This is a genomic window from Pseudarthrobacter sp. NPDC092439 (assembly GCF_044754945.1).
Lineage (GTDB): Bacteria > Actinomycetota > Actinomycetes > Actinomycetales > Micrococcaceae > Arthrobacter.
This window is the reverse complement of record NZ_JBIVQB010000001.1, coordinates 795,151-807,937: the sequence shown is the minus strand read 5'-3', so window position 1 is coordinate 807,937 and position 12,787 is coordinate 795,151. Positions and strand designations below refer to the sequence as shown.

At 59.7% G+C, this 12,787-nt stretch carries 11 protein-coding genes; 7 read left to right on the top strand and 4 right to left on the bottom strand.

Features of this window, described 5'->3' with window-relative positions; genetic code table 11:
* Positions 1-64: 64 nt before the first annotated feature.
* Positions 65-2,113, bottom strand: a complete 2,049-nt coding sequence (locus tag ACIQCM_RS03800) for a DUF6541 family protein (protein WP_400603230.1) — start codon at positions 2,111-2,113, stop codon at positions 65-67.
* Positions 2,114-2,233: 120 nt separating this feature from the next.
* Between ACIQCM_RS03800 and ACIQCM_RS03795 the strand changes: the two genes are divergently transcribed.
* The 7 genes from ACIQCM_RS03795 to ACIQCM_RS03765 all read left to right on the top strand — a co-directional run bounded on the left by ACIQCM_RS03795 (position 2,234) and on the right by ACIQCM_RS03765 (position 8,840).
* Entirely contained in the window at positions 2,234-3,007 is a 774-nt protein-coding gene (locus ACIQCM_RS03795; protein ID WP_377214875.1) for a glycosyltransferase family 2 protein, read from the top strand.
* Positions 3,008-3,010: 3 nt separating this feature from the next.
* Complete coding sequence (locus tag ACIQCM_RS03790; protein WP_377214876.1) at positions 3,011-3,430, top strand: DUF2304 domain-containing protein; 420 nt, start codon at positions 3,011-3,013, stop codon at positions 3,428-3,430.
* Positions 3,427-4,323 carry a glycosyltransferase family 2 protein gene (locus ACIQCM_RS03785; protein WP_377214877.1) on the top strand — a complete coding sequence of 299 codons (897 nt, stop codon included), beginning with the start codon at positions 3,427-3,429 and terminating at the stop codon, positions 4,321-4,323. The genes ACIQCM_RS03790 and ACIQCM_RS03785 overlap by 4 nt, the downstream gene beginning before the upstream one ends.
* Positions 4,324-4,495: 172 nt before the next feature.
* A complete protein-coding gene (pseB, locus tag ACIQCM_RS03780; protein ID WP_400603231.1) occupies positions 4,496-5,482 on the top strand; it encodes a UDP-N-acetylglucosamine 4,6-dehydratase (inverting) in 987 nt (328 codons plus the stop codon).
* A 4-nt stretch (positions 5,483-5,486) separates the two neighbouring features.
* A complete protein-coding gene (locus tag ACIQCM_RS03775) occupies positions 5,487-6,611 on the top strand; it encodes a DegT/DnrJ/EryC1/StrS family aminotransferase (protein WP_400603232.1) in 1,125 nt (374 codons plus the stop codon).
* Positions 6,611-7,357: a cytidylyltransferase domain-containing protein gene (locus ACIQCM_RS03770; RefSeq protein ID WP_377214880.1), complete on the top strand. Its 747-nt coding sequence runs from the start codon at positions 6,611-6,613 to the stop codon at positions 7,355-7,357. The genes ACIQCM_RS03775 and ACIQCM_RS03770 overlap by 1 nt, the downstream gene beginning before the upstream one ends.
* Positions 7,358-7,421: 64 nt before the next feature.
* On the top strand, positions 7,422-8,840 hold the full coding sequence (locus ACIQCM_RS03765; protein ID WP_400603233.1) for a GNAT family N-acetyltransferase: 1,419 nt from the start codon (positions 7,422-7,424) through the stop codon (positions 8,838-8,840).
* Positions 8,841-8,954: 114 nt separating this feature from the next.
* Here the strand turns inward: ACIQCM_RS03765 and pseI are convergent, their stop codons facing one another.
* Genes pseI through ACIQCM_RS03750 form a run of 3 tightly spaced genes read right to left on the bottom strand, consistent with a single transcriptional unit; the run spans position 8,955 to position 12,214 of the window.
* The gene (gene pseI / locus ACIQCM_RS03760) at positions 8,955-10,007 is read right to left on the bottom strand and encodes a pseudaminic acid synthase (RefSeq protein ID WP_400603234.1); all 1,053 of its coding nucleotides are present in this window, start codon (positions 10,005-10,007) and stop codon (positions 8,955-8,957) included.
* A 52-nt stretch (positions 10,008-10,059) separates the two neighbouring features.
* Positions 10,060-11,454 (bottom strand): lipopolysaccharide biosynthesis protein, encoded by a 1,395-nt coding sequence (locus ACIQCM_RS03755; RefSeq protein WP_400536122.1) that lies wholly within the window; start codon positions 11,452-11,454, stop codon positions 10,060-10,062.
* Positions 11,447-12,214, bottom strand: a complete 768-nt coding sequence (locus ACIQCM_RS03750; protein WP_400603235.1) for a hypothetical protein — start codon at positions 12,212-12,214, stop codon at positions 11,447-11,449. The genes ACIQCM_RS03755 and ACIQCM_RS03750 overlap by 8 nt, the downstream gene beginning before the upstream one ends.
* Between the last annotated feature and the right edge of the window lie 573 nt (positions 12,215-12,787).

Here is a 12,787-nt window from a genome sequence, read left to right as displayed (position 1 = left end):
GCGGCGAGAGTGAAGGAGCGGGGCCGGCCATCGATATGGTGGCGAGCCCCGCTCCTTCCCGCTGTCAGTGGCAGGCGGTCATCTTGAACAGCCGGGCTTTCCCCACTTCTTTGACGAGCTGAACACCTGGTGCGGAGTCATCCGCGAGGTCCCTGGTACCCTCCAGCGGCTCACCGCGGGGTGTCATCTCCTGGTCCGCGAAGTCAAGGGCCCAGTAGGCCCGTTTTTCTTCGATCACGGGGCATACGCTGGGGTTGTATGCAGCTTCGCCCCAGTGGTTCATCAAGAGACGTTCACTCTCGCTGCGCGCCCCGAGGATGTGTGGGGCGATGACATGCCGGCCGGAAAAGGCATATGCCATGGACGCGCCGGTGCGGGGATTGCCCACTATGACGTCTGACTCCGGGACTATGTCTTCCAGCTGTTTCATGAGCGTCAGCTCATCAATTGTTACGAGGCTTGAATCGTTGCGTGTCTCGAATGTGGTGGAGATCCGCTGCTGCACCATTGACAAGGTGCCTCCCTGCGCTGCGAGACCGACGAGGAGGACGACGGCGGCGCCGGCGGCGGTTGCCCTTGTTCCCTGCATCCGGGATGCCACCCTGCGCAGGGATCCAATTGGTGCTTTGGTCGTATTGCTTCCCCGCGGGAATCGGGAAGCCCATCTGGCAGGCCAAGGACCAACATGGGTGATGATCCAGTCCAGACCGAGCGCCACAATCGGAAGCGTCGCCAACGGCAGCATTGCCGCAAAACGGTTGCTGTCCGAATACCACACGCCGGTGGCGAAGTATCGGACGAAACCGATCGGCCAGGCGGATACTATGAGGTAGAGCACGGCTGCAATGACGAACATGCCTAAGCTCCACCAATGACGCTTGATCTGGCGCGCGATGGCGTAAAGACCGACGAGTGTCAGAAGGAATATTATCCATGCCACCGTGGTGCCCATAGGTGCACTGCCCAAGACCTCACCCAACGCTTGTGCATTAGTCTGGAAGGGGCCCCAACTGGCCGCACTCCGCGGTGGCCGAGCCACAACCCACACCACAAGGGTGCCGGCAGCGTAGAGCGCAGCCGCGAGGGTCCAGAGTGAAAATGCACGTCTGGAGAGAGCGCCGCTGGTACGGGCTGTGACCGCCCTAAGATATACACCGACCACGGCGGGGAAGGCGAACATCAGCAAAGCGATGAACGCGCTGGGGTGCGTCAGGGCCAAACCGGGAACGGTTGCCACCAACAAGAGGATGGCGCTCCCGCTGAGTTTCAGCTGCGACGATCGTATGCCGATAGCCTCGATGGTCAGCGCAAGGACTGCCGGCAGCATCGTTAGCGCCGCGTGATTCGGGTAAAGGATCCCGAACGCCACCATGAGGTAGGGAAAGCCGCTGAACCCCGCAGTGAGAACACCTGCGCCCAAGAGCGTTAGCGGGCGGGTGCCGACGATACGGCTGACCAAGAACAGGGAGGCCAAGGGCCATACCACTGCGGCATAGAGGATTGATCCCCAGTTTACGGCTACCGTGATGGCTTGCCCGCCGGACATCAAAACCAGCGCGAGCAGCGCGTGCATGCCGGCGGGGTAAAGACCTTGGGAAGTCTCGGTCAGATTACCGAGCGTCAGCGTATTAGCTGCCTGGGTGTCCGCAATGTACCGCACTGCATTCAAATGGTAGACGTTGTCAAAGGTCTCGGAGAACGATTCCGGGGAGCCGAAACCGGACATGTACCGCGCACCAATAATGATCGCGGGGACCAGCACGGCGAAGACGACGATAGCTTTGTTCAATACGGTCCGGGGGTGCAGCCCGGAGTCTGGTGCACGGATCTCGAGCCTATCCTGGCCGGCGCCCCTTCTACGCATAAGGGCCCGGAGACCAACAATCACCCCTAGTAGAAAAAGAGTACCGACCGTTACTGAGACTGGATTGAACGGGATCCGAGCGAACCCGAAAACGATGCCCGTCGAAGCAACAACGCTGGTCGTGACCGGTACAGCCAAAACAGCCAGGCTCGGGCCTCGCAGACCGGCCGCCGCGAGCAGTGCCAGACCTGGAACAAAGAAGACCACTACGGCGATTGCGAGCGTGGGGACAGATTCCCACCAAGACATAGATCAACTCCTAAACGTCAACGCAAGCCTACTAGGCCGGTGGCCGGTTGCTTTCCCGGGGCTCAGCGAGCCGGCTGTGACTGCCATCCACCCGGGTTCTCCTTGATACAATCCATAATCATGGCTAACTCACGGCGTTCTGGCGTTCTCATTGTCATGCCCGCATGGAACGAAGCAGAAGCAATCGGAAACACCATCCGGAACGTGCTTGCCGTCGTGCCTTCCTATGATGTGTTGGTCGTCGATGACGGCTCCAAGGACGACACTCCCCGCATCGCCCAGGAGGCCGGGGCCACTGTCCTGAAGCTGCCTTTTAACCTTGGCGTTGGCGGAGCTATGCGGGCCGGCTTCAAGTACGCACTCCGCAACAACTACAGTGCCGTTATTCAGGTGGACGCCGACGGGCAGCACGATCCCCATGACATTGATCGCGTGCTGGACGGGCTCCAGCGGGCTGATATTTCGATCGGTGCACGTTTCGCGGGCAGGGGAAGCTACGGCGTGAACGGGCCGCGCCGCTGGGCGATGTTCTTTCTTGCTAAGGTGATTTCCGGTGTGGCCCGCACTCCATTGACCGATGTGACGTCCGGGTTCCGTGCCGCGAACGAGCATGCGATCCGGCAATATATTTCCCACTTCCCGACTGAATATCTCGGAGATACCATCGACTCCCTTGTCGTAGCCATCAAGTCCGGCTGCAGCGTGACCCAAGTCCCGGTCGAGATGAAGGCGCGCCAAGCGGGAACACCAAGCCAAGGCCCTTTCAAGGCCACGCTCTACCTTGCACGATCAGGCCTTGTGCTATGTTTCGCACTCGCCAGGCGCAGGACGCCTCGCGCTGCCGAATTGCGTGCACCAATGTCCGGGGACATCGCTGGAGAGGGAAGTGTCTAGGAGATGAGCGTCGCTGTCTCATTGGTCTTGTCTATTTCCATGGTGGTTATTGTCCTCATCATGCTGAGGAACGGCCGTCTTCGTGAGAAATATGCCATTCTTTGGCTGGTCATCGGTGGCCTGACCATTATTCTTGGTTTCTTTCCGAGACTGCTTAACTGGGCCGCTTCTATTGTCGGAGTCGTAGTCCCCGCAAACCTTCTTTTCGCGATGTCCATTCTTTTGCTGGTGGGCGTGAGTTTGCATGTTTCGCGCGAATTGACGATTTTGGAGGATGAGACCCGAATTTTGGCCGAAGAGGTTGCCATTCTCCGTGCCTCTGTAGAAGGAATACAGCGGCACGGCACTGCCCAGCCATCACCGGCCACCACCATGCGTTCCGGCAGCCAAGCCACGACTCCAACCGAGAGAGAAGACCAGTGACCATTGATGTAATGCTGCCCTACTATGGCGATGTCGCGATGATGAAGGCCGCCGTTGATTCGGTGCTGGCGCAGGACGATACGGACTTTCGCCTGACCATCGTCGACGACGGATACCCGGACGACAGTCTTCCCGGATATTTCGATCAGCTCGTCGCCAACGACGCCCGTGTCCGATATTTCCGTAACGCAGAAAACCTCGGTGCCAACGGAAATTATAAGAAGTGCATAACCCTTGTTGAGCACGAAGTCGTCGTGATCATGGGTGCTGATGACGTGATGTTGCCCAACTACGTAGGTACTGTCCGTAAGGCCTTCCAGGACCCCGCCGTGAGTATCGTTCAACCGGGTGTTGAGGTCATCGACGAAAACGGTGCTGTCTACCGCCCTCTCGGTGATCTTGTCAAGACGTTGTTGAGGACAAAATTGGTTGGCAGAAGCAATGAAGCGGTTGTATCGGGAGAGGACGTGGCCTCGAGCCTCCTGGTTGGAGACTGGCTTTACTTCCCATCGGTCGCTTGGCGGGCCGAAGCCGTGAAGAGGCATGACTTCCGCCCTCAATACAATGTCGTTCAGGACCTCGCCCTAGCGATCGACATCATCCTGCATGGCGGGAAGATGTCCGTTTTGGACACCGTTTGCTTTCAGTACCGCCGCCACAGGGAGTCCGACTCTTCTGTTCGGGCATTGGACGGGCGCCGATTTGCTGAGGAACGCGCGTTCTTCGATGAGTGCGTTCGTGACTTTCACGCCAAGGGCTGGAACCGGGCAGCACGCTCCGCGCGTTGGCACCTTACCTCCCGACTCAATGCAGTGTCTTTGACCCCGAAGGTGGTCGCGAAGGGCATGTGGCCGGGACTGCGTAAACTTGCCGCCCACGCCGTCCGCCCCTAGTGGCTGGATCCAGAATCACGAAGTCGGCGCCCGCAACCAGTCCGGCGGGCCCGGCGGCGGCCCCAAAGCCCGCGAGCTGCTGGTAGGCTGGCTAGGCATTGCCGGGCAAGGGAACTTACGTTCCGGATGCGAAAAATAAGAAATCAATTTTGAACTCAAGGTGGTTAAAAGGATGTCCCTACTGAGTGGTTCCTCGGTCTTGATCACAGGCGGTACAGGGTCGCTTGGGAAGGCTCTGATCAAAGAGATCCTGGACGATCACGACGTCCGTCGGCTTGTGATCTTCAGCCGCGACGAACTGAAACAGCACGAGGTCCGAGGCATGTTCAACAACGACCCTCGGCTGCGCTGGTTTATCGGTGACATTCGTGACCGTCACCGCTTGAACCGCGCTTTCCATAAAGTGGACTACGTAATTCACGCCGCCGCCCTGAAGCAGGTGGACACGGCCGAATACAACCCGTTCGAATACGTCCAGACCAACGTTCAGGGGTCGCAGAACGTGGTGGATGCGGCCATTGACGCCGGAGTTAAGAAAGTCGTGGCACTGTCCACGGACAAGGCATCCAGCCCCGTCAACCTTTACGGGGCAACCAAGCTTTGCGCCGACCGGCTCTTTATCTCCGGAAACCATTACGCTGCTGCCTATGACACTCGCTTTTGCGTAGTCCGTTACGGGAACGTCATGGGTTCGCGCGGATCCATCGTTCCCATCTGGAAGAGAATGGCCGCGGAAGGCAAGTCGCTGCCCGTCACCGACGACCGCATGACTCGGTTCTGGATCACGCTGGAGCAGGCGGTCAAGTTTGTTCTGGACTCATTCGAAATTATGCAGGGCGGCGAGCTCTACGTACCGAAAATTCCGTCCGTGCGGATCACTGATTTGGCAAAGGCTGTAGACGACAGCGCCACAACCCACGAGATTGGAATTCGCCCCGGCGAGAAGCTTCACGAGGAGATGATTGCGGCAGACGATTCCCGCCGCACTGTTTCCGTAGGGGACCGTTACGTGGTTATGCCTCACTTGGGCGGCTGGGGCTATGAAACTCCTGAAGGTGCCGTTCCGGTAAAGGATGGCTGGAGCTACCAGTCCGATGGCAACGAGAAGTTCCTGGATATCCAGGAACTTCGTGCAATGTTTGAAGCGGAAGGGCTCTAATATAGTGCTTCCCTATGGCCGCCAGTCCATCGACGACTCCGATTTAAAAGCAGTAGCTGAGGCGCTCAGCAGTGATTGGCTGACGACGGGTCCGAAAGTTGCCGAGTTTGAAGCCGCGATCTCCGCGGTAGCGGGCGGCTCAAATGCTGTTGCCGTAACTTCCGGCACGGCGGCACTTCATGTTGCCTATGTTGCCGCAGGAATTTCGGCTGGCGACGAGATTGTCACGACCCCCCTTACATTTGTGGCGACGGCTGCAACAGCGGCTATTGCAGGAGCGAAGGTGATCTTCGCTGATATCGATCCTGCGACCGGAAACCTCGACTTGGAGGCCGCCCGTTCCGCAGTGACGTCCAAGACCCGTGCCATCACGGCTGTAGACTATGCGGGATTACCGGTAGATGCGGCAGCCTTCAAGGAAATGGCCCACCAGTCGGGTGCGCTTTTTATCGAGGATGCGGCCCATTCCGTCGGTTCCCTGCTTCACGGTGTCCCGGTGGGGCGCCTTGCTGATCTGACAACGTTCTCATTTTTTCCGACCAAGAATATGACTACCGCCGAGGGCGGCGCTGTTGTCAGCCCAGATGAACGGCTCGCCGAAAAAGCCCGCCGCTTCAAGGGGCAGGGGCTCGTCCGCGAAGCAGATCAATTGAGATTTCCGGACGAGGGACCCTGGCACCAGGAAGTCCATGAGTTTGGCCTCAATTACAGGCTTCCGGATGTCTTGTGCGCTCTTGGCATCAGTCAGATCGCCCGCCTTGAGTCTTTCCGCCGCCGGCGCCAAGCGATCCATGATGTCTACAACGAAGCTTTCTCGGGCATACCTGAGTTGACTATTCCGGGGACCGTGGAAGGTGCGGAGCCAGCGTGGCATCTTTATCCGCTGCGTGTCCCTGCCGAGCGGCGAAGGGCCATTTTCGAAGCCCTCAGGGACCGCGGCATTGGTGTGCAGGTCAATTACATCCCCGCCTACTGGCATCCTGTCTTTGAGGACCTCGGCTACAAACGGGGTATGTGCCCGGAAGCGGAGCAATACTACCGTGAGGAAATCTCACTGCCCCTTTACCCGGGGCTGACGGACTCGGAAGTGGAGCGTGTCGTTGACAACGTTCTGTCCGTAGTCGGCTGATGGGCGACGTGCAGGCCCCGCGGGTTGTAGCGGTCATCCAGGCAAGGGTTGGCTCGTCGAGACTGCCTGGCAAGGTTTTGCGCAACCTTGGCGGCACGTCAGTGCTCGAATGGGTTGTTCGCGCTGCCCAAGCCGCAACTGGGGTCGACCAGGTGGTGATAGCAACATCTACTGAGTCCGGTGATGATGCGATAGCCGGATTTGGGGAGGCCCAAGGCGTGCAGGTGGTTCGCGGAAGTGAAAATGACGTGCTGAGCAGGTTCATTCTTGCAGCCGACGCAACCCGGGCTGATGCAGTTGTGCGGTTGACGGCGGATTGCCCTTTGCTTGATCCTGCCGTTATCTCCCAGGTCGTGGCGATATGGCGGAATGACATCGGCCTCGATTACGTTTCCACTACCCAGGTCCGGTCCCTGCCTAGGGGCTTGGACGTGGAGCTGGCCACCACCGCCGCTCTGGAAAGGGCCGCCCGGCGCACTGAACCTTATCACCGTGCCCACGTGACAAGCGCCCTCTACGAGGAGGGCGCTGGCTTCAACTGCGGCGCGTTGACGTTTCGTCCTGCATCGGCCCAATACAGGGTCACACTCGATACAGTTGAAGATGCCGGGCTTCTGGACGCTCTGGTGCCCATGCTTCCAGTCATTCCGCCCAGTTGGCGGGACGTCGTTGATATCCTCACCAACCATCCCGAAATTGTTGCCATCAATGCTCACATTGAACAGAAGGCATTGAGCGAGGGTTAAGTTGAGAGTATTGCTCAGATGCGATTCTACGAAGTCGCAGGGGCTGGGCCACGTGATCCGAACGATGGCCATCGCTGAAGCTGCCAGCGCGGCCGGGCATACGGTGGAGTTTTCCGGTGAGGTGGCCAGCCCCGTGGGGCGGCAATTGATCGAGAAGACCTGTTCCGCGTTACATCCGCAAGCTGAGTCGCCGGAGGCGGTGGTGCGGCTCGCACGTGAAATCGACGCCGACGTCGTGCATATAGACACATATGCCGAGCAAGACGGTCTGAGCCGTGAACTTCGTCGGGCGGGTATCCTGCTCTCCTCAATGGAGGACGGCGATTTTGGGCGCCGGCCGGCCGATTTGGTCATCGACCCCTCGCCCGGGGCTGAGCTGCGATACCGTCCCAGCGATGGCTCACACCGCCACCTGAGGGGAGCTGGCGCAATTCCCATACGCCGATCCATTGTGAATCTGCGCGGCGGGGACGGCTTTGCCGGCGTTGCTTCCGGACCGAAATCCGTGATGATCCTCATGGGCGGGACTGACGCCCGGGATATGACTTCCCGCTGCGTGGAGCTCTGGGCCCGCGCCGGAGTTGGCTCGCATTGTATCGTTGTGAATCCCGGTGTCCGTCACGGTTTCGCCGCAAAGCTGGCCGGAGACCAGACTCTGGAAGTGTTGGAGCCTTCGCTGGAGGTTCCCCAGTGGTTCCCTGCCATGGATCTTGTCATCAGCGGTGCCGGCACGACGACGTGGGAACTGGCCACTTTGGGCGTTCCCATGGCGCTGGTGCAGCTCGTCGATAACCAAGCGGAAAACTACGCATTCGCCACCAGAGCAGGTATGGCGTTTGGTTTGGGGAACGCAAGTAGCGGCGATTTGGACGAGGAAGCCGCCATCAACGGTCTGCGCAGGATTCTTCGAGAGGATGGCATGAGAGCCCGGCTTGGAGAGCAGGGCAGGAAAGTTGTCGACGGCGGAGGTGCTGACCGCGTCGTCCGGCTCTGGGAAGAACTGGTCGACAGGCGTTCCGGTGTGGCCGTCAGGCCCGCGGACCTCGGAGATGCAGCCCAGCTTTTTGATTGGCGGAATGAACCCTCCGTCCGGGCAGTTTCCAGGGAAAAGCAGGAACTCTCCTGGGACAAGCACGTTTCTTGGGTTTCCCGCACGGTCCACAGTCCGGAAGCCTGCTTGCTCGTTGCAGAGTACGACGGTGCTGCTGCCGGAACTGTCAGGTTTCAGGTTTCGGAGAACAATAACTGGGAGGTCTCGATCACCATAGCTCCGAGCATGCGGGGGAAAGGAAAGGCCGCCGAGATCCTGGCCGCAGCGGAGAGCCGCTTTCTTGCTTCCCATCCGGATGCCGTGCTGCACGCGGCCATGCTGACGTCGAACGAAGCGTCCTACAGGTTGTTCCTAAAAGCTGGCTATGACAAAGGCGCAGGTGACGATACCTGGCACCGGCTGATTAAGGGCAATCCGGATTCCCAGGCATAGCCGGAATGCTCGGCCTGCTCTCTGGAGAGGGGCAGCGTATGGGCAGGGCCTCTGGTCCCGGCGGCACGAGTGCCGGCCCTGGGACCAGAGGCCCTGCCAAGGGTCGCGTCCGGGCTAGACGACGTCCCAGGTCAGTGGCGTTCCAGCATCGCAATCCCTGCGGAAGGGACGTCCAAGGACCGTTTCGTACATGGATGGCTCAAGCCCCCCGGCCGGCCGGATCGAGCGAACGTTCTCGGATGTCGCAGGCTCACCCTGTTTAACTGGCTTTACGATGTACAGCGACCTCCGGAGCCGCCGGCTTTCCGATTCGCCGGCGGTGTGGCGAATGACCGGAGAACCCAAGGCTTGCCATGCGGTATCACTTTCTTGGACCAGCGCTGTAAGCTCATGCGGCTCAAGGGAAAAATCGGAATCCACGCCGCCGTCAGCGCGGCTTAGTGTTACGTGCTTCTCAATCACGGTCGCGCCAAGCGCTACTGCTGCGATGGATGCACCGATACCCATAGTGTGGTCCGAGAGGCCCACTTGCACGCCAAAGGCATCCCTGAGAACCGGTATGGTGCGGAGATTCGATTCAGAGGCTGCCGCCGGGTATGAAGAAGTGCAGGCAAGCACGACTATCTGGTCGTTGCCTTCCTCCCGAATCGTGCGGACCGCGTTATCGATGTCCGTCATCGAAGCCGCGCCGTTCGAGAGAATGATTGGCTTACCAGTGCGTGCCACGAGCCTGAGGAGTGGAATATCCCCGATTTCGAGGGAAGCGATCTTGTACAACGGGGCGTCCAGTGACTCCAGAAGGTCCACTGCCGTTTCGTCGAACGGGCTGGAAAATGGGATCAGACCGTGGGAACGTGCACGCTCAAAGATGGGAGCGTGCCATTCCCACGGCGTGTGTGCCTCGGTGTACAGCTGGTAGAGATTCTTGCCACCCCAGAGCGGATGGTCCGGGCTGATCGTGAACTCGGGGTTGTGGGAATCAATGGTGATGGTGTCAGCGGTGTACGTTTGCAGTTTCACGGCCTGCGCGCCGGACGCTGCGACCATGTCGACGATATCAAGAGCGCGCTGCAGGTCACCGTTGTGGTTGCCCGACACTTCCGCAATGATGAAGGGCCGTTCCGAACTGCCGATTTTTTGGCCGGACACTTCGTAGGATGAATGCATTACTTCCCTATCTTGTTGAGACGCAGTTTTTGATCGTTGATGCTTTTGCCCTCTACCATGATGCCAGCCCCCGCCTTCGCGCGGCTAAAAAGCATCCGACGGCGGCTATGGCCGCCACGCTGATGGTGGCCGCCCCTACCGGTGCCGTGGTCGGAAGCAGAAAATTGCCGCCAATGCAGACGGCGGAGCCCAAGGCGGCCACAGCATACGTGCGCAGCGGAATCGATGCAGGGAGCATTCTGGCCGCAATGATGTAATAGGCCACGCCGAGTCCGGCGAACGAGGCGGCCTTTACCGTGCCAAGCAGCCAATAGTGGTCGCTTTGCGCCGGGAGGACTGCTACACCGATTGTCGCAATGAGGACCAAGGGCGTAACCCATGTAAACGCACCGGTCTTCTGCCGTGCAAACATCACAGACATAGCCACCAGGTACAAGGCATAGCCACAGGCAACACCTGGCAGGACTTTGGCAAGTTGCATGACCTCATGGTCGTCGCCTTTGAGCACCAACATCCCCAGGGTAGCCGCAGCGGATCCACCAATGGCTATGGCGCCGCCCATGATAGCGGCCTGATTTCCGACGGCCCTGATGTTTTCAGCGAGGCGTTCTCCTTGCGAAGCCTCGAAGATCCGGGCGGTCCACACGTTATTTAGCGCCGACAGGACGGCGAAAGGTCCCAAAGCAAACGCCGCAGCCGCGACGTATCGGCCGACCGCCCCGGAATTTTGGAAGTGCTGCAACAGGAAGGAATCACCCTGCATCAGTAGCATGATTGCCATGCTGTGCGGCACGACGGGAAGCCCCAGCCGAAAGGCGCCCTTTACCGCGGGCCAGGCTTTGCCTGGCCATAGGGGGCTTGCCAGCGCAAATGCGGCACCGGCGGTCACGAGCATGCCGATGGTGAAGGCGATGAGATACGTGACTGAGTCCGCGCCTATGAAAGCGATGGCTAACAGCCCGAACAGATGGGCGCCCAGCGACGCGCCCCCACTGAGGATCATGAAAGACAAGGCTCTGCGCTGGCTCCGAAGTATCGCTTGTGCACCGACAACGACGCTGAGGAGCCCGGTGGCCGCTATTGCCCAGGCAAAGGTGGCAGCTGACTCGCGGTCAGGGCTAAGCAGATAGTACGCCGAAGCTGCCGCGATCGAGATGCCGAGGCTGAGGGCAGTATTGGCGCCATGGATTGCCCTGGCATGCAACCTGCCCACCTTTGGAGTAAAGTACGCCCTCGTGATGGCCAGGGGCAGCCCTGCGGAAAGCACGACTTGCCCAACCTGCAGCAGAACAGCTGATAACCCGACTCGTCCCCACTCAGTGGGGTCGAGGATCCGGATGGAGAAGGGCTGGACCAGGAGGGCGCCAGTTCCTTGAAGGGCAGCGCCTAAGAGGTAGTACGCAGATTGCCTGGCAGGGGAAGCCGCAGCCGCTTTGGAATCAGCCAAGATGGTCCAGGGAGGGAGCTACCAGTGCTGTCGAGACGCTTCGGGGAAGTCTGTCCGGCAGGTGCTCCAAAGGGGACTTCAAGAAGTGCAGTGGGGATAGTTTGACCTCGTTGACCAGTGGTCCGACCTCGCGTTTTTTCCAGCCGAGGATGGCTTGTGCCTTGGCAAGCGGCGCTCCGATCCAATAATCCGTGAAAGCGCGCACGCCGGGTGAGTCCCAACCCAGCGTACGTCGGAGATCATCCGGGGCCTGCAGGTAACCGCGTCCAAGCTCGGCGTTGGCGATTTCCAGCAATTCAGAAGCGGAACTGGATTCCTCATAGAATTCCGGCCACAGCCTCTGCAGGTATTCCTCGGATGAGGTCTCCTGGATTCCTGCTATCTGAAAGTGCGGTCCATAGATGCTCACTGGTGTCCCCACCGCCGCCGCATAGACGAGAGCCGTCGCCAGCCTGTTTGAAATCACTTTGCGCGAGCTCATGATCAACCACATGACGCGCGCCAGAAAAGCGGGGTCGCGGCGCTCACCGGCGGTGGTGATCCTGTGGCCGGCGTTGGTCCAGGCCTGGACTATGTCAGGTTTCTGCAGATCATCGATGTGCATACAAACGAGCGCGGAGCCTTCCCGCTCAAATACTTCACGCGCGTAGGCTGCCTGGTCCCCATCGACGGAAATCAGCCGGGTACCGTGGAACGGAAAGACGACTGCATCGATGGAGCGCTCAACAACGGTTCCACTAGCCTTGACCATGTCGGCCAAGTAGAGAGCCGGAGACCCGATTGCGGTGCTGCGGAACCCCGTTTCGCGGTAAGACTGTTCTTCGGTCCACCCTCGGGAACTGTGCGTCCATGTGAACAGTTTTCCCGCTGGGGCAGAGCCTGCCAGATCCGCGAAGTGGGTACGGATAGGGGTTACCGGGGTCCATCCGTGTTGCAGGAGACCTGCCATGTGGCGAGGACGCGACAATCCTGCGTGGCCGGCAAGGACCGCAGAATGGCCATAGAAATGATTCTGGATGTCCATTCTGGACCGTTTCTCCTCTAAGGGTTCACATAGCTGACGTTGGGTTTTGCCTGGGGGACCGCGTTAAAGGATACGTCAACAACCCGAGTCGGACTGCGGTGCAACGACGGTCTGAAAGCCATCCCGCCTGAACAGCAGTCTATTCGCTTCAGCTGACCTCCCTCACCCCTCCGGGAAAGCGTGCACCCTAAGCGCGTCCAGACCGCCGCATTGGCGCTGGCGCCGTTCCTGGCACCCTTCTTTGCCGAGCCGGGGCCAGGTGCCGCTCCCGCCAAACGACGGCGGCAGCACCGTCGTCGTGCGTTCCAC